Raw genomic sequence first — 21055 nt, forward strand, 5'->3', positions numbered from 1 at the left:
CAGGTGTGGGGTGCTCGGGCAAAGCGACACCCCGTCATTTCAAGCTTGGTATGTAGGGTGGGTCGAGCGTCGCGACACCCACCACAAATCATCATGCAACTCATGCAATAACTGTTTGAAGTTAAGGCTGACTATCGCGCAGCTGCACCAGCGCTTCCCAATCGAAACTTACACTCGATAATGCCAGCTGATAATCTTCTGCCGCGCTTTTTGCCTGCGCCGCTGGACTATTCAGACTGACCACCACCCGCAGTGCCTGCTGCGCCAGCACACAAATCCGGCCAATCTGCTTACTGCCTTTTTTCAGGCCTGGCCCCTGCCAGTCCTGACAATAGAAATCCCGCGCCGGAATTTGGCGTTTTCCCAGCGTTTTAGCCGGTAACTTCAGCACAAAACGCCGACCGGATTTCACACCGGGCACTGCCAGTAAGCCATCAATAAACTCATCACGCATGGTTTCGGCCGGTACATCCCGCCATTCATCGTCAACATGAAAAGTCAGGTTCAGCAGGACCTGCTGCGGATTTTTAAAGTTGATGCTGAGTACAGAGTCCGTCGGTTGCTGCTGATAACTGTCCGGCAGCAACCATTGATAAGCATCCACCGCAGCGCTGCTGGCAGCGCTCATCAACATCAGACTAAACCCCAAAAACGCGCGCATCAGAACGAATACACCAGCGTTGCTGAAGTTTCAGTATCGGTCTTCTGCCGAAATTGCCCCGGGTTTGAATCGTATTTAACAGTGAAATTCAACCGCATCGACAACCGGCCATTAACCTGTGACGTCAGGCTGGAACGGCTTTGCCAGCTGGAGTTTTTGCCATCGAGTGATACCGACCACTCCAGCGCCTGACGGAAACTGTTGCTTTCAGTTAAGTGATAATCGAGGTTGGCCGCGACCCACCAAATCATACCGCTGCTGGTGTTTTTATCGCTGGTCTGCTGATAAGCGATACCAGGACCCGTTTCCAAATCAAGGTAGTCATCACCTTGCTGGTAAGCCCGCATCGCATAACCGGCCGCTAGCGATCCCTGCTCTTCAAAAGCACCAAAGCGGTCGTTTAAATAAGATGCCCGGCCGAAGATACTGTGTTCACTCTGGTAAAACTTATAATTACTCTGCGCGACCAGATTGACCCGCTGCGCCGTGGTGTAACGGGTTTTGTCGCCGGTCGCTTCGTCAAACTGACTATTGCGTTGGATCAGCGTCTGGATCAGGTATTTATTGCGGAAATCAGTCAATTCGTGCATCAACTCGGCGTTAGTGCGAATAGCCGTCGATTGGGTGTTACCGCTACTGAGCACTAAGCCCAGTTCAACATCACCGCCCCAGACTCGGTCCGGATCTATGGTCTGCACCTTGTCACCACCAAAGGCAGATTCAGTCGAGAACGCATTTTCCTTTAACTGCTGATAGGTCTGGCCGGAGCGCAGCTTTTCCTGCGGCAACGCGGATTGCCCAAGCGGGATGGCCTGAACATTATTTTCCAGCTCTGCAGCATTGCTGTGAGCCGGTGCCAAATACAAACTACCCGTCAAAATTACCAACGATAAAAACTTCTTCACAACACACTCTTTTTAAATAAACAGCGGCAGTCTTGCTGCCTGAGAAATAGCAAAGCCAGTCACTGACTGGCTTTATCCGGGCGTATTTTCGCCTGCAAATGATCGATTATGCAGCTTCACCGCGCTCAGCGATAAAGGCCAGCGCCAGATCAATCCGCGCCAGACAACGGTCTTTACCGATCAAGGCTAAAGTGACATCCAGTGAGGGCGAATTGCCGCCACCAGTCACAGCAACGCGCAGCGGCATGCCGACTTTGCCCATGCCTAAGCCTAAGCTTTCTGCCGCGCCATTAATGGCAGCGTGCACCGCTTCTGCCGTCCATTCAGTCAGTGCAGCAAGGTGCGCCTGCACGGCTTTTAACGGCTCAGCAGCAACCGGGCGCAGGTGTTTTTTCGCGGCGTTTTCTTCAAAAACACTGAAGTCTTCATAGAAATAGCGACTGACTTCGATCATTTCTTTTAACGTTTTCACCCGCTCACCCTGCACGGCAATCAGCTGTTCCAGACTTGGCCCATTGCTGATATCCAGTTTCTGATCTTCGACATGCCACTGCAGGTGTTTCGCTACATGCGCCGCTGGCGATGTGCGGATATAGTGTTGGTTTAACCACAGCAGTTTTTCGGTATTAAAGGCTGAAGGTGCGCGGTTACAGGCTGATAAATCAAACAGTTCAACCAGCTCGTCGCGGCTGAAAATCTCCTGGTCGCCGTGTGACCAGCCAAGGCGTACCAGATAGTTCAACAGCGCTTCCGGCAGGAAACCGTAGTCACGGTACTGCATCACACCGACAGCGCCATGACGCTTAGACAGACGTTTACCGTCATCGCCCAGAATCATCGGCACGTGCGCATACTTCGGCAACGTCGCACCCAAAGCAGCCAGAATGTTCATCTGCCGCGGGGTGTTGTTGACGTGATCGTCGCCACGAATGACATGAGTGACGCCCATTTTCCAGTCGTCGACGACGACAGTCAGGTTATAGGTTGGTGTACCGTCGCTACGCGCGATCACCAGATCATCGAGTTCCGCGTTCGCGACTTCGATGCGGCCTTTGATCATGTCGTCGATAACCACGACACCATCCAGCGGGTTTTTGAAACGAATACAAAACGGTTTGTCGGCCGGGTGGTCGGTGCGCTCCCGCCACATGCCGTTATATTTTGGTTTTTCGCCGGCAGCCATTTGTGCTTCACGCATCGCGTCGACTTCTTCCGGTGTGCAGAAACACTTATACGCTTTACCTTCCGCCAGCAACTGGGCAACCACTTCTTTATACAGATCAAAGCGTTTAGTCTGATAATACGGACCTTCATCCCAGTCCAGTTCCAGCCAGTTCATCCCGTCCATAATGGCGTCTACAGAGGCCTGAGTGGAGCGTTCCAAATCAGTATCTTCAATCCGCAGAATAAACTTGCCGCCAGTTTTTTTGGCATATAACCAGCTATACAACGCAGTACGGGCACCGCCGACGTGCAGGTAACCGGTAGGACTTGGGGCGAAACGGGTCACAGTAGACATAAGGCTTCCAGAAGGTCTGTCGAAAAATGGGCGCTATTGTAGCAATATTGACAGTGTTTTGTCTGCCATTCTGACCGCGGGCTATCCGTTCGACGCGACGACCAGCCTCTTGGCCGTTCTCAGCAAAGGCTTTGTGCAAATGCTGTGCAATCGCCGGTAAAACGCCTACTTTTGCAGCACCCGGCTGTAATATCACAAAATATTATTGACACAAAAAGCCCGGTCCCTATAATGACCGCCGAACGTTAGGACGGATGCTTAGCTCAGCTGGGAGAGCATCGCCCTTACAAGGCGAGGGTCACTGGTTCGATCCCAGTAGCATCCACCATAACGTTGTCGTGTGATATTCCCGGGATGCTTAGCTCAGCTGGGAGAGCATCGCCCTTACAAGGCGAGGGTCACTGGTTCGATCCCAGTAGCATCCACCATATCATCGACAGTATATCCCCAGGATGCTTAGCTCAGCTGGGAGAGCATCGCCCTTACAAGGCGAGGGTCACTGGTTCGATCCCAGTAGCATCCACCAATTCTTCTGTGATATTCCCGGGATGCTTAGCTCAGCTGGGAGAGCATCGCCCTTACAAGGCGAGGGTCACTGGTTCGATCCCAGTAGCATCCACCAAATCTTCGTTTAAATTTTCCATACATTTCAAATTGTTGCTTTGCGATGCTGCGCATCACCCGCTGATTTTTTCTGATACTTCTGGCAACACCATGCATCCCGTCCCTGAACCTTTCGCCCATAAAAAAGCCCGGCAACGGGACTGACTGCCAGGCAAAAGCACCACATCTGATACTTATTTCGGGGTAAAACGCACTTCGATATTCTGGTAATACAACGTCGTTTTGCCTTCAAAACCGGAATCTGTGCCGACAAACAACCAGACCGACCCGTCGGCGGTCGTGGTGATGTCTAGTGTTTTTTCGCTGTTTTTCAGTGTTTTGGCTTTGTAGACCGAGCCATCACATTTAGCATCTGCCACAGCAACATCCCCCTGTACTTTGGCTTGTGCTCCATCCTGCGACTGGTCTCCTTTGGGGATATTTAATGTGAAGCCATCTTGTTTGGGTTCTTTGTCGGCATAACCGAATTTCAGCCAGACGGATTCACCCGGCGCACCGCCAATGCCCATGCACCCCGCCCCTGCATTACTGAGGAATGTGACCTTTAACTGTGCTTTGTATTTGCTTGAAGGTGATAAACCGCTGATTTTCCGTTTGATAAACATAAACAAATCGTCACTGCGGTTATGGCCACTGAGCATAAAACCGCTGCCCTGAAAGCCGGTCGGCAGGTTGCGCAGACCGCTGGCGAGTTCATAAGTGGCCGCGTCATTGCTTGGATAATCGGCAAAACCGGCAGTCCAATTTTGTGCGCCGTGCTGAAAGTTGTAACTGACGACGTCCGCATCAGCACCGAGTTTAAATTCATTGTCACAGCCGGTCAGCGCCAGCAATGAACAGACAGATAACGGGATCATTCGACTCAGATACATCAGGGTTCTCCATTGATTTGCAATGGTGTTCAGCCTAAAGAATACCGCGCGCACCAGCTGTAACCTTCTGTAAACACTCTGTAAAAGCTCAGCCCAAAGCTGTGATTTGTATTGTTGCGATTTCAGCGCCTGCTATAGTAGGCACATTGCAGTAACTGACTGACGGGCATTGATGGAACAGGCATTCAGCCGGGATATTCGAATTCTGGTGATCGATGAGCAGGCTTTAGCGCAGAATTATCTGAAATTTGCGCTGGAAAAGCTCGGCTATAGCAGTGTACAACTGACTGACCGCGCCAGCTGGGCATTACAGTTGTGTCAGCAACAGCAATTCGATTTAATCATCCTGTCGTTTAACCTGCAGCAAGGCAAAGATGGTTTTCAACTGTACGAAGAACTGAAAACCCGCCAGCTGCAAAGTCATAATACCGGTTTTATTTTTATCAGTGCCGAAACCGATCCGTCATTGGTCCATTCAGTGATTGAACTGCAGCCCGATGAATTTCTGGCCAAACCTTACACTATCGGCGACTTGCAGCAGCGCATTGAGCGAGTGTTGAAGCGTAAACAGGAACTGCGCCCGCTACACCAATATCTGGATGCGAACCGGCCAGAAAAAGCGCTGCAGGAACTTGACCAGTTGTTAGCGAATGCACCGTCACCGAAACTGGTGCCGACCTTGCTTAAACTCAAAGGTGATTTACTGCTGCAATCAGGTCATGCCGCCGATGCGGTGAAGTTTTATCAGTCGGTACAGGCGGTACAGCCGTTTAGCTGGGCCCAGATCGGCTTGGTCCGCGCTTTATTTGCTTGTGAGGATTTTGACGCAGTCGGCATGATGCTGGAGCGGATGTCAACCAAACGCGATACCAAGCTGGTCGCGCTGGAATATCAGTCTGAGCTGGAGTTTCGTAACAAGAGCTTTGATCAAGCGCAACAACACCTCGAGCAAGCGGTGGACCTGGCGCCCCGCAACCTGTTCCGCCAACAAAAATTACAGCAGTTGTCCCGCTTAAATCATGACTACGAGCGCCAGTATAAATCGGCCCGTGACCTGCTGAAATTCGCCCGTCATTCAATGTATGAACAACCGGATCTGTACCTGAACCTGGCGCGTGCTTGCATTGATTACGCAGTGTCGATGGACGAAGATGGTGAAACCAACAAACTGAGCAAACAGGCCACAGAAGCACTGAATCAGCTACGCAATGCCTTCCCGCAGTCTGACACCCACGAGCAGCAAACGGTGTTGCAGGCGCGGTTACATTATCTGCGCGCACAGAAAGATAAAGCGCTGAAAATTCTGGAAACGATGGACGAAGTGCCGCTGCAGATCACCGCACTCGAAGATGCGCTGGACAGAGCCAAAGCTTTACATGAAGTCGGCCTGACCCAGGCATCCAAACGCTGGTTTGAAAAAATCGGCGAATTCTGTCAGCAACAGCCGACAGATCCGTATTTGCAGACCTATTTGCAGCAGGAACAACAGGAACGTGCTGAGCTGACAACGGCGCCACGTGAACTGAACAACATCGCCGTTATGCATTATCAGCATGGCAACTGGCAGGCTGCATTAAGCGCCTTTGAACATGCCTTTCGTTTGTTACCGCGAAACGCCGGCATCGCACTGAACTTATTACAGAGCATGCTAACGGCACCAACCGGCGCCGTAGATCCGGTCAAACGCAGCCGGCTACAACAAGCCTGTTTGCGGGCGATTGAACTGGGTAAACTGAATCCAGAACAACAACGCCGTTTTGACCAGCTGAAACAAAAACAACTGGCAAGCTGAGTCTGAACTTATACCTTTACTTTTTATCTTCCGGCCATTCAGTGAAAATCAGCCGCAATTGTTTACTGCGCAGCAAATACAACACGCTTAATCCCAACGCTGCCACAATCAGTAATAAACCAGGTGCATTCAACGCTACATAAGGCGGTAAATGACTAATAGTCCAGTATAAATCTACAGAAGCCACCGCCAACAATAACCAGAGACCATAACGCCACAGCGCAAACCAGAATTTTTTCGCCCGCCCCCGCCGTTGTTTTTTATCATAAGGCACGCGCTGACTGACCGCCGCCAGCACCAGCAATGCCGGGATCGCGATCAGCACGGCGCGGACAAAATCATCCGCCAGCGGATAGAAGAAACTCAGTACAGCTTTGCGTTCAGCTTCCGGCATCACCAGCGTCACCAGCCAGCACAGATAAGGCCGCAACAGCAGTAACAAGACCGCATAAAAACGCAGTGGCACCCGGTGCAGACCATCCTGATCCAGCAGCGGAATATCCGGGTACTGTTTCATCAGCGCAGTCCATGTTCGCTAAACAAGTCCAGCATCTGTTGTTCAGTCCAGACCGCAACCCCCAGTTCTTCAGCTTTGGCCAGCTTAGAACCGGCATTGTCACCAGCGATCACGGCGCTGGTTTTTGCCGAGACCGAGCCTGCCACTTTGGCCCCTAATTGCTGCAATTTGTCTTTGGCCTCATCACGGCCCATCGCAATTAAAGTCCCGGTCAGCACCAGCGTCTGGCCTGCCAGTGGCTGTGCCGTCTGGGCTTTTTCGGCAATATCGGGCCACTGCACGCCGACGGCGATCAGACCATCAATCACCGTCTGATTGTGCGGTTCTGCCAGAAAATGCAGAATTTGCCCGGCAACAACGGAACCGACATCAGCCACTTCCAGCAACTGGTCCAGCGACGCCGCACGAAGCGCGTCCAAGCTGCGAAAATGCTGCGCCAGATTCAGCGCAGTGGCCTCACCCACTTCGCGAATGCCAAGCGCATAGATAAAGCGCGGCAGCGTGCTTTGTTTTGATTGTTCAATCGCCGCCAGCAGCTTCATTGCCGACTTTTCGCCCATCCGCTCCAGTCCGACCAGCGCCGGCATATCCAGCCGGTAAATATCGACTGGGCTTTGTACCAGCTGTTCGTCGACTAACTGTTCAATCAGCTTGTCGCCTAAGCCTTCAATATCCATCGCTTTGCGCGCGACAAAATGCTTCAGCGCTTCTTTGCGCTGCGCACCACAAAACAAACCACCGGTACAACGGGTCACCGCTTCGCCTTCAACCCGCTCAGTGGCGCTGCCACAAACCGGGCATGCCGTTGGAAACAGAATATCGCGTGCTTCCTGCGGCCGCTCAGCCAGCACGACAGCGACGACCTGCGGGATCACATCCCCAGCGCGGCGGATAATCACGCTGTCACCAATTTTGATGCCGAGCCGGTTAATCTCGTCCTGATTGTGCAAAGTCGCATTCGACACTGTGACACCACCGACACTGACCGGCTCCAGCCGCGCCACCGGTGTGACTGAGCCGGTGCGGCCAACCTGAAACTCGACATCGAGTAAACGGGTGGTTTTTTCCTGCGCCGGAAACTTAAAGGCGATAGCCCAACGCGGCGCCCGCGACACAAAACCGAGGTTTTGTTGTTGCAGCAAATCGTCGACTTTCAGCACCACGCCGTCGATTTCATAGGCAAGACTGGCCCGGCGCTGCAGAATATTCGCGTGATAAGCCAATGCCGATTCCGCACCTGCCACTAAGCGGATCTCAGGGCACACCGGCAGACCCCAGCTTTTTAATTGCTGCAGGCGCGCATAATGGCTATTGCTGTTGAGCAATAACGCCGGATCGGTCACAGCGCCGACCGCATAAGCATAAAAACTTAAAGGCCGGTTGGCGGTGATGCGCGGGTCCAGCTGGCGTAAACTGCCGGCAGCGGCATTACGCGGATTGGCAAAAATCTTGTCACCGGCCAGCCGGGCTTTGTCATTCATTTTTTCAAAGCCGTCGAGCGGCATAAAGACTTCGCCACGCACTTCCAGCACTGGCGGATAATCGCCCTGTAACTTCAGCGGAATTGCCCGGATAGTTTTGATATTGCTGGTGATGTCTTCACCGGTATAGCCGTCACCGCGGGTGGCCGCCTGCACCAGCACGCCGTCTTCATAGCGGATGCTAACGGCAAGGCCATCGAGTTTAGGTTCGGCACAAAAACTGAATTCAACCTGCTGATCGAGCCGGTCGGCCATGCGTTGGTAAAACGCCTGAAAATCAGCGGCTTCAAAGGCATTGTCCAGCGATAACATCGCAATTTGATGGGTGACCTGACCAAATTTATCTAAAGGCGCAGCGCCGACCCGCTGGGTCGGTGAATCTGCGGTAATGAGTTCAGGATGCTGTTGCTCCAGCGCCTGCAACTCGCGATACAAAGCGTCATAATCCGCATCCGGAATGCTGGGGTTATCAAGCACATAATATTGGTAACTATGCTGGTTCAGCGTGTGACGAAGGGTATCAATGCGGGTTTGCAGATCGGACATCGGGCCTGGCTCGGTGGTCAATAAGTGATGGCCTATAGCATGGGGATTTGTTGGGCGGCTTGCAAGGTCAAAACATGCGGGAACAGGCCGTGCCTGAGCTGTCTGGCGAAAAAACAGCCCCGGAGTAAACCAGGGCTGTTCGCTGTGGATCTTACATCAGAACACTGCCCGTACGCTTAAGGCATAACGCCGGTCGGTAGTGAAGCTGAGTGCCTGTGTCCGGTCACCGGCCTGATTCATCTGGTACTCAGTTTTCGTCTCAGTATTGAGCAGGTTACTGCCCTCAATCCCCACTTTCCAATGCTCGTTGATGCTGTAATAGAAGCTGGCGTCCAACATGCCGGCCGCTTTCGCATACGCTGGCACAAATTCTTCAGATTCGCGCAGCGTCAACAGATACTCAGAGCGCCAGGTGTAGGCCAAGCGGAACGACAACGCCTCTAACTCGTACATCCCGACAATATTCATGTTCTGATCGGAATATCCCTGTAACGGCAAGCCACTGAATACCCTAAAGGTGTTACGATTGTCGTCAACTCGGCTGCCATCTTCTTTGAAACCCAGGGTTCCTTTGGATATTTCATTCGGATCTTCAAGGCCACTTTGGTCAATAAAGGTGTAGTTAAACTGTAAGCCTAAACCACGCCACAACCCCGGTAACGTGTCGTAAAACTGTGAATAGGAGAATTCCGCGCCCTGGATGGTCCCCGAGCCGGTATTGGCAGGCCCGTATGCCGATACGTCGTAATTCACACCTTTGTAGCTGATATCTAAATCGAACTGGCGATTACGGATGATGTTGTCGAGCTTTTTGTGAAACAGACCAACATTCACAAAACCAGCTTTGGCAAAATACCATTCGGTGGTTAAATCCAGATTGATGGACTCTTCCGGTTCCAGATACGGATTGCCTGCCAGCGCGGTGACTTCGAGATCATCAAGTCCTACCACTGGGTTATTCACTTCATCCTGATCTTGTCCAGGTGTTTTCAGCCGGCGAGTGTAGTCCAAATCAAGCAGACTGATGTTGCGTGCGTCGACCAGGCTCGGGTAATACAAACCCTGTGAAGCGCCGACGCGCATGACCAAATCGTCAGCCAATTCAAAGCTCAGGTTCAGGCTTGGCAACACCGCGCTGTAATCAGTGCCTTCGACTGTACTTAACTGCGATTCACCAGACGCCAAATCATAGTACTTCTTGTATTCCGGTTTTTGCATCACGGTGTTCAGCGACGTGCCCGGATTGCCCCGTTTTACAGTCGTCGGTTGGACAAAGGCACCTGTGGACTCCAGTTGATAATTAACAAAACGCAGACCCAGATTACCCTTCACCGGAATGTCCTGCTCCGGCAGATCAAAATCGCCGCGCAGATAGAACTCGGTGCGTTTTTCATTGGACGAACTGATGTTGTGAGCAGCAAAAGGTCCTTCTACACGGTTGGGTTTATCCGTGTAAGGAACATAAGTGCCGGTACAAACGCCTTTATTGGCTTTACTGAGCGTCGCGTTGTGCCAACCCTCTTTACAGCCCTGACGCAAAGATTCGGCATAGTTTTTCACCAGGCTCATTTTGGGAAACAAGAAATTATTAACGTTGCCCATCAATACCTTTCCATTGTAATAATTGGAAAAGTCCACCCGTTCAAACAACTCCGGCCGGTTAACTGCTGCGGCAGCGTTTCGGTCGTTCATGTCCCACGGCGTCCCAATGGCTGACCAGCCCTCATACGCCGTATCCCGCACGGTCAAATCTTTGTCGGTGTAAAAACCACCCAATTTGACACTGGTAAAGACTCCATCCAGCTCGTAGGTCGCATTGAATTTAAAGCTGTCGGCTTTGGCTGTATTGTGTTCTTCCTGTTCCATGCCGCTGCCCAAAAACAGATTGGGGACGGGGCCGTTCCAATCTTTGTTTGGCGACCAGCCCGGTGTCAGAATGTTATCGCTGAGAAACTCAACCGTTGGCCGCTCGCCGCGCATATCAAGGAAATAAGGCGACACCACATGCACATGGTTGCCGCGGGTCTGACCTGACATGCTGTAGTTATGCACCACTTTTTCCGAATCAATGCGCTGATAATCGAGCTCCAGTTTTAATCGTTCTGTGGCTTTAATTTTCAGATTCAGCGACGTATCTTCCACTGAGTTTTCGTTGTAATTCCAGCGACTACGATAGAAAAATGGCGTCTCTGGGCTAACACCGAGTGCCACACCTGAGGTAACAAAACCATTCTCGACCGTCAACGGACGACCTTTCGCCTTGTCATCACGCCAGTTTTGAGACGAGCCCATATAGCCCCGGAAGCCCTGCGCTGCCTGACCAATCTGACGCTCATTCCATTCCAGCGAAGCATCTGAATTGATATGTTCCAGCGTGGCAACGATAGTATCGTCCTTGTTTGCCCACTGAAGTGATGACGTAAAACCTGTACGTTTGCGGTCGTTATCTGCAGTACTCAAATGGATGGCAACAGGGACATGCCAAACAGAACCAGCTGGCTGGCCGGGCAAGGCCGGACCATCAACCGGTGAGCGTGGGTCAACGCCGGTGATGCCGCCCCACTGATCTGTAGTCGGCATAAATGAACTGCCGCGCGAGTGGAAATTCCCCAGCCCGACACCGTCGCCGCGCGATTGATATTCAGATGTTGACGCGGCCACCAGGAAACCAAATTTACCGGCGCTGGTATCCCAAGTATCAGAAAATAAACCAGAAAAAGATGGAGTCACTTCTTTGCGATAATCGCCGTAGTTTGCCTTGCTGTTAAACGCGAACATTTGTTTATCGGAATCAAAGGGTTTGCGGGTAACCAGGTTCACTGTACCGGCAATCCCCCCCGAAATTAAATCTGCGGTCTGGTTTTTAACGACTTCAACCGACCCCAGCAATTCAGCCGGGAAGTCTTCATAACTTAAACCACCAGCCGGATTAGCACTAAAAGCACTGCGACCATTCACTTCAGAGCGCACCCGGTCCAGGCCTCGCACCAAAACTCCAGTCCCCTCGTCCGCGTAATGTTTCGGGTCGTCGGAAGAAGCAAACCGTTCAATGGTGACACCTGGCACACGCTGTAACGCCTCGGTCACTGATTTATCCGGCAAAGCGCCGATATCGGTCGCCGTGATGACATCTTTCACCGTATCCGCAAAACGCTTCAAATCCTGCGCCGACATAATGCTGCCGCGAATGCCCTTAATCTCAATCACTTCAACTTGAGCAGGTTCTGATGTTGACTGTTTCTTAGTGATGACAGCGCTGTCATTTTTAGGTAATTCTTGTGCAATCAGCCATGCGGGGGTCAACCCCAATAAAGCCGCTGATATGGCCAGACTAAGTTTGGCCCGTTGATTATGGTTTCGACTATTGTGACTGTTGTGAAAATCTGGCATCGGTTTTATCTCTTCTGTGCTTGTGTTGTTGAACGTACCCGGCAGTGGCGTGAGCCTTGCTAAACCGCCGGATATGGCCCTGTGCTTCCCAAACAAGGCTTACATTACAACTCCACATGCTCAGCCTTGATGTTACTTTCTATCATGAAAATTCATAAATTCCCACTTTTTGCTATACTTTTGTGAGATTGTGGCGATTTTCACTATTTTCAGAAAAAAAACCTCAAGATAAACATGTTAGTATCTAACATCTCAATTGCCATACGAGTACAGCTCGATAGCAACAGACGTTGATTGATGCGGGAAAGGGCCACACAACAGTTGCGCGAGCTACAGGAGACAGCAAATACTCCCTCGCCAAGACTTGAACAAATTTGTCATGCAACTCTGTGCAAATTGGCGTGTGACGCCGTGACATCAACACGCCTGAGCGCTGACGGAACAAAAAACTGCTGCACAAAGTCAGCAGCTTTTTTGTCAATCTGCAACGGCTTGGTTAGTTTTGTTGCCAGTTTACGGTCACACCACTAAAGCTACTGTAAGCGCGGACACCTACTATCCAGTTTCCGGCTTGCGGATTGGCAATACTGCAACTTTCGCTATTGCCGGTTTTATAGGGTCGGCACTGATAACTGCTGGTGGTTGGGTTTGCGCCAAGACGCAGGTAGAGGTCCGCATCACCGCTACCGCCGCTCATATTGATATTCAGCTGGGTTTTACCAGCCGGGACCACGATAGTTTTATACACCCAGTTACCGCTAGTGGCGGCAAGATTGGGGAAACTACCGCTGGTGCCATCCGGCAGTGCGCTGCCCGCATTGCCCAGCTCCAGCACAAATGACAAGCCAAGCCGGGCAAATTTCAGCGCATGCATTGCCGTTGGGTCTGAGTTGGCCAGCGTGTCGTTGGCGGTGTGGATTTTTTTGTTACTGCCGGCAAAGCGTGCTTCAAACGGCATCGACGCCGCAAACCCGGCATTATGCCAGGAGGCATGATCAGAACAACCATAACCACAGATATCAGTGCTATGGCGTAGTGCTGGCTGATAGGTACTGATCAATTTTTGCAGATAGCCGTTCAGATTGGCATTGGTATAGTCAGTCATCAGCACGATGTCTTCGACAGAGCCTTTAAAATTGGTCATATCCAGCTGCATCACCGCAATAATGTTCTGCGCCGAACTGGCGGCTGCCGTGGCGATGTCTTTACTGCCACGCAGTCCCACTTCTTCAGCGGCATAGCCATAAAAACGGATGGTGCGTTTAGGTCTGAGCCCTGCACTGCTCAGTACACGGATAATCTCTGTCACCGTGGCGATGCCGGACGCATCATCGTCAGCGCCTGGTGCACGGGTCGTTTCGCTGGTGCCACCACTGACAATCGAGTCGAGGTGACCACCCAGCACAACAATTTCATCCGGTTTTTCACTGCCGGTGATTTCCAGGAGCACCGAGCGCTGCGGATAGCCACTATGGCTGACCCGGCTCACTTTCATCCAGGGCTTGCCATTAGCAAGACCTTGCCACTGACTGGCGATCCAATCCGCCGACTGAGTGCCACTGCTGGTGGTGTAATAGCGGTTGGTATATTGACTCAAGTCACTGATAAATTGTGCGATGCCGGCCTGATTTAGCTGCGGCAGATGGGTGTTGACCAAAGTCGACTGCGACAATGGCGGCGCAGTGAAGCTGGCCGCCAGCAAAGGTTGCGTCAGTGCTTTTACTGCCTGCTCCAGGCTGTCATAAGCTATATAACCGCCGCAGCGGTGTTGCTCGTCGTGGATATAAGCCGACAACTGCACTAAATCGGCATCATCCACCTGTACCAATACAGGCTGCTGATGACCGGCCTGCAACACAGACTGTGCCGGTGTGATGGGCTGTTGTTGCAGCACTTCGACCGCCGGCAAGGCCTGTAATACCTTAGGTTCAATACTGATCCAGACCGGTTCAGCCTGCACTGCAAAACAAAAAAGCGCGCCGGACAGCGCGCCATAAATGGGCATTTTTTTCATTTCATGTTCCTGATTTTTGTATTTATACCTGTGGTTGCAGTCGCATGTTAGCTGCTGCGAAACAACCATGGACGGCAGGAACAGATCTGCCGGATATCAACATGACATTTTGGTGATATTTGTCTGACAAGGCGGGCTTGGTTCTTTGCCCAGGCCTAAAAGGTGAGCGTCAAGGATGGCGCGGATCACCGACAATCTCTGGGTACCACTTACTAGGTGCCTGCATTTGCCATTCGCAGAGCGAATGGCGTTCATCCCTGGACATAAAAAAATTGCCGGGAGCAATTTTTAACAACGCAACGCGTTGGCCTGAAAGGTGAGCGCCACGGATGGCGCGAATAAAAAATTGCCGGGAGCAATTTTTAACAACGCAACGCGTTGGCCTGAAAGGTGAGCGCCACGGATGGCGCGAATAAAAAAACCGGCTCCAGGCCGGTTTTTTGGGGATTTGCTCAATGAACGTCAGTTGCGGATCAGCTGCTGACGCTGGAATTCGCGGATCTTCTCCACATAATGCCGGGTGGTTTGAACCGTCAGCACGCTGCGGGTGTTGTCCAGCACCTGACCACCAAATTCATCCGACAGCTTACGGGCGGCACTGTGCATCAGGTTAAAACTTTGCAGCGCTTCACCGGGTCCAGGTAACGTCATAAACAGACTTAAACCACGGGTTTGCAGTTTATCCATCTCTTCGAGATCAAAAGTGCCCGGATTAAACATATTAGCGAGGCTGAACAAGATGCCACCCGAGCCGGCGCTGTCCTGATGACGATGGAAAATATTCATCTCACCATATTTAAAGCCTAGCGTCAGCAGACTTGGCAGCAACATGGCGCCATTGATTTCCTGACCTTCTGGCAATAACACATAAAGGATCAGCACTTCACTTGGGGCTTCGTCGGCAACCTGAGTGTCGTGACTGACATCAACATCATCGTCAGCACTGAATGACAACGATGGCTCTTCGTGCACTTCAGGTGTTTTTTCGCGTTCTTCACGGAATTTTTTCGCTGGCTCGCGCAGGCGATCGCTGCGAGGCGCCACACTCGGTGCCGGTTTGGGCTGCGGTTTTTCTCCCGGCGCCAGTTTGCGTTTTTTCCCGACGCCGTATTCGTCAAACCCTTCAGGCGCTCCCGAGGATTTTTCTTCCGGCATAAAACGGCTTTGGGCCTGCTGCGACGTCTTGCGCGCGGACCACCAGCCATGTAACGCCAGACCAGCCATTGCCAACACACCTAATACAATTAACGCATAACGAAATTCTTCAGCCATTGTTTTTTAACCTTTTAGTTATCAGGCCTGTGCCATTTTGACGGCATCTTCCACATCCACCGCAACTACACGTGACACGCCGGGTTCCTGCATTGTCACGCCCATCAGTTGAGCGGCCATCTCCATCGCAATTTTGTTGTGACTGATATAAATAAACTGCACGCTTTCCGACATCTCCCGGACTAAGTTACAAAAACGCCCGACATTGGCGTCGTCCAGCGGAGCATCGACTTCATCCAGCATACAGAAGGGGGCCGGATTGAGCCGAAAAATAGAAAACACCAATGATAAAGCGGTAAGCGCTTTTTCTCCACCGGATAATAAATGAATAGTACTGTTTTTTTTACCAGGGGGTCGCGCCATGATACTGACCCCGGTCTCCAATAAATCTTCATCGGTCAGGTCTAAATAGGCGCTGCCGCCGCCAAATACTTTCGGGAACAAAGTCTGTAAGCCCTCATTCACCGCATCAAAAGTCGCTTTAAATTTCTGCCGGGTTTCACGGTCGATTTTTTTGATCGCGGTTTCCAGCGTCTCGAGTGCCGCGGTTAAATCATCATGCTGTAAATCCAGATATTTTTTCCGCTCATCCTGCTGATTAAATTCATCAATCGCTGCGAGGTTGATCGGTCCTAGCCGGCTTAGCGCTTCGGCAGTTTTTTCCAGATTATTCTGCCAGACTTGCTCTTGCGCATCTGCCGGTAACGTCTGCAGTAACTCTTTGAGCTGCACTTGCTGCTCAGACAGCAAATCCAGCATGTTGTTGGCACGCACGCGGAAGCCTTCGGCATCGAGGCGCAGATGTTCCATTTGCTTTTGCCGCGCGGTCAGCTGTTGCTGAACGCCGTGCTGGCCTTGCTCGGTCTGACGGATCTGCTCATCGGTGTGCTGCAACTGTTGCTCCAGTCGCAATTTCCCGGCGCCAGTATCATCGCGACTTAAAATCAACGCCTGCAGTTCTTCCTGCGCGGCCAGATCAGGCTCATCCAGTAATTCCAGTTGATCGGTCAGTAAACTCAGGCGTTCGCGCAGTTTTTGTTGCTGGCTATTGCTGCGCACCAGATGCAGCCGAGCTGCTTCTAATTGCCGCTCCAGACTAACCTGCTGCAGACGCTGCGCGGTCAGCTGCTGATTCAGTTGCTGCTCCTGTTCCCGCCGTTGCCTCAGCTGTTGCTGATGAGCATCTTGGTGCTGTTGCAGCTGTCGCTGTGTGTCCTGCTGCAGAGCGGCGTCCTCTTCCAGTACCAATAATTGATCCTGCTGCTGCGCCTGCTGTTCCTGCCAGAGCACGATATCGTCCGCCAGTTGCTGGCGCTGTTTCAGCAACTGCGTGGACTGCTGTGTGTACTGCGTCAGACGAAATTCCAGTTGTTGCTGCTGATTCACACTACTTTGCAGCTGCTGCTGCGCCGTTGCCAGCGTCTGGCGGCCGGTACTGAGTTCTTGCCTCAGCTGGTCGAGCAGCGCATAAAGCTGCACTTCGTCCCGTTCCAGCTGTTGTTGTGCTGCACCAAGCGTCTGCTGTTGTGCGGTGAGCTGTGCCAGTTGTTGTTGCAGCTGCAGCGGATTTTGCCGGGCCTGCAGGTCAGCCACCAGCAGCCAGTTTGGCCCGAGCCAACGGCCTTGTGGACAGATCAGCGACTGTCCGGCAGCAAGGCTGGGTTGTAGCTGCAGCGCTTGTGCGTAATCCTGCACACAAAAGATTTGCCAGAACTGCGCCGGGATTTGTTTCTGCCCACTGGCATCAGCCGCGATTTGACTAGCCAGCGTGGTTAAACCCGCCACAGGCGCTGGCTCTGGTGCGGCAAAAATGCCGCTGCTTGGCTGCAACAGATGATGTTCCGGTGCAATGGCTGGGAATTCAGCCGCCGGCTGACTGAAATTCAGCGCCTGCAGCGCCACCGCCACTGCGATATCCCAGCCAGGTGCGATTTGCAGCTTAGGCAACAGTGGTTGTTCTGCTTCCAGCCGGCGCAGTTGTTGTGTCAGCACGCCATATTGCTGCGCCAGTGCTGCCAGTTCCAGTGTGGTGGTTTTAGCCTCAAGCTGACGTTGTTGTAACTGTTTTTGCACGGCCTCCAGCTGCAATTCGGTTGCTGCCAGCCCTGCAGCAAGCGTCTCACATTGGCTGCGTTGTTGTTGCTGCAGCGGTTGCAGCAATTGCAATTCAGCCTGTAGCGGCTGTGGCGACAACGTCAGCAGCTGGATTGCCAGTGCCTCGTCCTGCTGCTGCGCCCGCTGGATCTGATTGTGTAAGTGTTCCGCCGACAGTCGAAGTTGTTGTATTTGCTGCGCCAGCGCAAACGCCTGTTGCTGCGCCTGTTGATAGGCGCGCTGACTATCGGCACCGCGATGTTCAGCGTCCAGATAGGCCTGCTGCAACTCATCATGTTGCTGTTCCAGCAATTCCAATGTCGGCGCTAATTCGAGCAACAACGCTTCCAGCTCTCCCAGTTGTTGTTCTTCCGCCACTTGCAGATCAAGGCCTTGCTCAATCTCGTTGTGCAGCTGGCGCTTTTCCTCATGGATTTGCTGGCGCCGGCTGCGCTGATGTAACTGTTGTTGCTCCAGTGCGGTTATTTGACTGCCGAGCTGATAAAACCGCTGCTGTGTTTGGACCAGGCTGTCGCGCAGGTTTTGCTGCTGTTGTTTCAGTTGTTCCAGCGCACGAAAAGCGCCGGAACCCTCAGTCATAAACTGCTGATATTCGGTCTCCAGCACAGCCAGTGCCTGCTCAGCCTGTTGCAGTTGTTCATTAAAAAAGTACCAGCGCAGCGCGGTCAACTCAGCTTTTAGCCGGCGTTCTGTCGCTTTTAATTCTTTGTAACGCTCTGCAGTTGCGGCCTGGCGGCGCAGCTTATCGAGGTTTTTGCCGAGCTCTTCGCGCACATCACTCAGCCGGTCCAGATTGTCACGGGTGTGGCTGATGCGGGTTTCGGTTTCACGGCGGCGTTCTTTGTATTTGGAAATGCCGGCCGCTTCTTCGATAAAAACTCTTAAATCTTGCGGTCGGGACTCAATCAGTTTGGAAATCATGCCCTGTTCGATAATGGCATAACTGCGTGGACCCAGGCCTGTGCCTAAGAAGATGTCCGTGATATCACGGCGGCGGCATTTACTGCCATTGAGGAAATATAACGACTGCGCGTCACGCGTGACCAGGCGTTTGACGGAGATCTCGCTGCGATCAGCCAGACTGCCCTGCACCCGGCCTTCTGTGTTTTCAAACACCAGCTCCACTGAAGCTTGAGATACCGGTTTACGCTGCGCCGAGCCGTTAAAAATCACGTCGGTCATCGCATCGCCGCGCAGGTTTTTCGCACTGCTTTCCCCCAGCACCCAACGCACGGCATCGATTACGTTGGATTTGCCGCAGCCGTTAGGCCCCACCACACAGGTCATTGCCGTTGGAAACAGCACCAGGGTCGGGTCAACAAAAGACTTAAAACCGGCAAGTTTGATCTGTTTGAGGCGCATGCCAGACGATTGGAAACCGGGCTGAGGGTTCACAGACTGTAACAAAATGAGGTACCCCTGTCACGGCAAAACTATTGCAGATCAAGCCATTGCCTCATAAGCTCTGGCCCTAGTGGCCATTTCGCCTTCATGCAGGAGTTTTATATGCATTATTTCTTTCAGGGCCTTAGTTTGCTCAGTACCAAAGGACTACGCCGTTATGTGCTGATCCCGCTCGGCATTAACTTGATTCTATTCGCCGGCGCGTTTTTTTATCTGATCCAGCAAGTGCAGGGCTGGGTGAATCATTTGATGGGCTGGGTGCCGGAGTGGTTAAGTTTTCTGGAATACATCTTGTGGCCGGTGTTGGTGCTCAGTGTGGTGTTGTCGATGGCGTTTACCTTCACGATGATTGCTAACTTTATCGCCGCACCTTTTAATGCGTTGCTCAGTGAAAAAGTTGAACTGCATCTGACCGGCCAGGCGCTGCCTGAACAAGGGTTTGCCGCCTTTATGAAAGATGTGCCTCGCATGCTCGGCCGGGAATGGACCAAATTTGTGTATTGCCTGCCACGCGCCATCGTCTTTTTGCTGGCGTTTTTCCTGTTACCACTGATTGGCCAGTTGCTGTGGTTTTTATTCACCAGCTGGATGATGGCCATTCAGTATTGCGATTACCCCTATGACAACCACAAAGTGCCATTTCATACCATGCGCCAGCAGCTGCGCGGTGACTTAACCGGTAGCTACAGCTTTGGTATGACGGTCGCGATTGGCAGTATGGTGCCATTTTTGAATCTGCTGGTGATGCCAATTGCCGTCTGCGGCGCCACCGCGATGTGGGTCGACCGTTACAAAACAGCGCATTACGCCAAACGCTGACACCTGCACTACACAAAAAACAGCCCGCCTTCGCGGGCTTTTTGTTTTCACCAGCCCCCCACAAACGCAACTGCTTGCGCGTAGTCGTTTTGCCGTACTTTCTGCAGCCCCTGCTTTTGCGGTATCATACGCGGCCATTTTTGCGCCGGAGTTGTTATGACCTTACTGTTATCTGCATTAACCGATCAGGATGCCGCAGCCAAGTTGCTGCAAGCCGGTGAGCTGGTCGCGGTTCCGACAGAAACAGTGTATGGCCTGGCCGCCGATGCCAGCAATCCGCAAGCCGTCGCTAAAATTTTTACCGCCAAAGGCCGCCCAGCCAATCACCCGCTGATTGTGCATATAGGTGATTTGGCGCAACTGAGTGACTGGGCGCGTGATATTCCGCCGCAGGCATTGTTGCTGGCTAAAGCATTCTGGCCAGGTCCGCTGACCTTGTTGTTAGCCAAAGCCGACAACGTCAGCCCCGTGGTGACGGGTGGCAAAGACAGTATCGGCATCCGGATGCCTGCTCACCCGGTGTTGTTGGCACTGTTACAACTTACCGGTCTTGCCGTTGCAGCTCCTTCCGCCAATCCATATAAAAAACTGAGTCCGACCAGCGCCAGCCAGGTGATGGCCGGTTTAAATGGCCGAATTGCAGCGGTATTGGATGGCGGCGATTGTAGTGTTGGTCTTGAGTCGACGATTGTCGATTTAACTTCCGACCATCCGCAGGTACTGCGAGCAGGGCCGATCAGCGCGGCCGAACTGGAAACTGTATTAGGGGTACCGGTCAGTACGCCAACATCACACAATGTAGCCGTACCAGGCAATGTCAAAGCGCATTATCAGCCGGGCAAGCCGCTGAAAATATTCAGCAAAGCCGATTTACATAGCGCACTGCAGCAATCCAGCGAAGCGGTGATTTGCCTGTATCAAAGTGCTGAATTTGCCACTTTAACGCTGCCGCACAGCCGCCAAATGCCACAAGACAAAGCCGGTTATGCCCGTTTATTGTATCGCAGCCTGTTTGAAGCGGACGCGATGCCAGGCAGCCAGATTTATCTGGAGCAACCACCGCAAACGCCGGAATGGGATGATGTCAACGACCGGCTGCGCCGCGCTTGTAGCTAAGCTAGGGG

13 protein-coding genes and 4 tRNA genes are annotated in these 21055 nt (G+C 52.4%); 7 read left to right on the forward strand and 10 right to left on the reverse strand.

Features of this window, described 5'->3' with window-relative positions:
- Positions 1–121: 121 nt before the first annotated feature.
- The 3 genes from ACQ66Q_RS07455 to gltX all read right to left on the reverse strand — a co-directional run bounded on the left by ACQ66Q_RS07455 (position 122) and on the right by gltX (position 3085).
- Positions 122–661 carry a hypothetical protein gene (locus ACQ66Q_RS07455; RefSeq protein ID WP_430456217.1) on the reverse strand — a complete coding sequence of 180 codons (540 nt, stop codon included), beginning with the start codon at positions 659–661 and terminating at the stop codon, positions 122–124.
- Complete coding sequence (locus ACQ66Q_RS07460) at positions 661–1566, reverse strand: DUF481 domain-containing protein (protein WP_430456218.1); 906 nt, start codon at positions 1564–1566, stop codon at positions 661–663. The genes ACQ66Q_RS07455 and ACQ66Q_RS07460 overlap by 1 nt, the downstream gene beginning before the upstream one ends.
- Positions 1567–1672: 106 nt before the next feature.
- A complete protein-coding gene (gene gltX, locus ACQ66Q_RS07465) occupies positions 1673–3085 on the reverse strand; it encodes a glutamate--tRNA ligase (protein WP_430456219.1) in 1413 nt (470 codons plus the stop codon).
- A 252-nt stretch (positions 3086–3337) separates the two neighbouring features.
- Here gltX and ACQ66Q_RS07470 point away from each other — a divergent pair.
- The 4 genes from ACQ66Q_RS07470 to ACQ66Q_RS07485 all read left to right on the forward strand — a co-directional run bounded on the left by ACQ66Q_RS07470 (position 3338) and on the right by ACQ66Q_RS07485 (position 3707).
- Positions 3338–3413: transfer RNA gene (locus ACQ66Q_RS07470), tRNA-Val, on the forward strand.
- A gap of 24 nt (positions 3414–3437) precedes the next feature.
- A tRNA-Val gene (locus ACQ66Q_RS07475) sits at positions 3438–3513 on the forward strand.
- Positions 3514–3535: 22 nt separating this feature from the next.
- Positions 3536–3611: transfer RNA gene (locus ACQ66Q_RS07480), tRNA-Val, on the forward strand.
- A 20-nt stretch (positions 3612–3631) separates the two neighbouring features.
- Positions 3632–3707 (forward strand) — tRNA-Val (locus ACQ66Q_RS07485).
- A gap of 175 nt (positions 3708–3882) precedes the next feature.
- Here ACQ66Q_RS07485 and ACQ66Q_RS07490 read toward each other — a convergent pair.
- Positions 3883–4581, reverse strand: a complete 699-nt coding sequence (locus ACQ66Q_RS07490) for a hypothetical protein (RefSeq protein ID WP_430456220.1) — start codon at positions 4579–4581, stop codon at positions 3883–3885.
- 172 nt (positions 4582–4753) lie between these two features.
- On the opposite strand from ACQ66Q_RS07490, the gene ACQ66Q_RS07495 reads away from it, so the two are divergent.
- Positions 4754–6373, forward strand: a complete 1620-nt coding sequence (locus ACQ66Q_RS07495; protein ID WP_430456221.1) for a response regulator — start codon at positions 4754–4756, stop codon at positions 6371–6373.
- Between the two features lie 16 nt (positions 6374–6389).
- Here ACQ66Q_RS07495 and ACQ66Q_RS07500 read toward each other — a convergent pair whose 3' ends face one another.
- The 6 genes from ACQ66Q_RS07500 to smc form a co-directional block, all read right to left on the reverse strand.
- A complete protein-coding gene (locus ACQ66Q_RS07500; RefSeq protein ID WP_430456222.1) occupies positions 6390–6890 on the reverse strand; it encodes a DUF2919 family protein in 501 nt (166 codons plus the stop codon).
- Positions 6890–8917, reverse strand: coding sequence for an NAD-dependent DNA ligase LigA (gene ligA, locus ACQ66Q_RS07505; RefSeq protein WP_430456223.1), 2028 nt, complete (start codon positions 8915–8917; stop codon positions 6890–6892). The genes ACQ66Q_RS07500 and ligA overlap by 1 nt, the downstream gene beginning before the upstream one ends.
- Positions 8918–9073: 156 nt before the next feature.
- Positions 9074–12307: a TonB-dependent receptor gene (locus tag ACQ66Q_RS07510; RefSeq protein ID WP_430456224.1), complete on the reverse strand. Its 3234-nt coding sequence runs from the start codon at positions 12305–12307 to the stop codon at positions 9074–9076.
- Between the two features lie 496 nt (positions 12308–12803).
- Positions 12804–14321, reverse strand: coding sequence for a M20/M25/M40 family metallo-hydrolase (locus tag ACQ66Q_RS07515; RefSeq protein ID WP_430456225.1), 1518 nt, complete (start codon positions 14319–14321; stop codon positions 12804–12806).
- A 462-nt stretch (positions 14322–14783) separates the two neighbouring features.
- Positions 14784–15593: a cell division protein ZipA gene (gene zipA, locus ACQ66Q_RS07520; RefSeq protein ID WP_430456226.1), complete on the reverse strand. Its 810-nt coding sequence runs from the start codon at positions 15591–15593 to the stop codon at positions 14784–14786.
- 21 nt (positions 15594–15614) lie between these two features.
- Positions 15615–19070 (reverse strand): chromosome segregation protein SMC, encoded by a 3456-nt coding sequence (gene smc / locus ACQ66Q_RS07525; protein WP_430456227.1) that lies wholly within the window; start codon positions 19068–19070, stop codon positions 15615–15617.
- A gap of 144 nt (positions 19071–19214) precedes the next feature.
- Between smc and cysZ the strand changes: the two genes are divergently transcribed.
- Together cysZ and ACQ66Q_RS07535 are read left to right on the forward strand one after the other, a co-directional pair.
- Complete coding sequence (cysZ, locus tag ACQ66Q_RS07530) at positions 19215–19931, forward strand: sulfate transporter CysZ (RefSeq protein WP_430456228.1); 717 nt, start codon at positions 19215–19217, stop codon at positions 19929–19931.
- A 156-nt stretch (positions 19932–20087) separates the two neighbouring features.
- Positions 20088–21047, forward strand: a complete 960-nt coding sequence (locus tag ACQ66Q_RS07535; protein WP_430456229.1) for an L-threonylcarbamoyladenylate synthase — start codon at positions 20088–20090, stop codon at positions 21045–21047.
- Positions 21048–21055 lie beyond the last annotated feature (8 nt).

Source organism: Rheinheimera sp. (genome assembly GCF_965283995.1).
GTDB lineage: Bacteria > Pseudomonadota > Gammaproteobacteria > Enterobacterales > Alteromonadaceae > Pararheinheimera.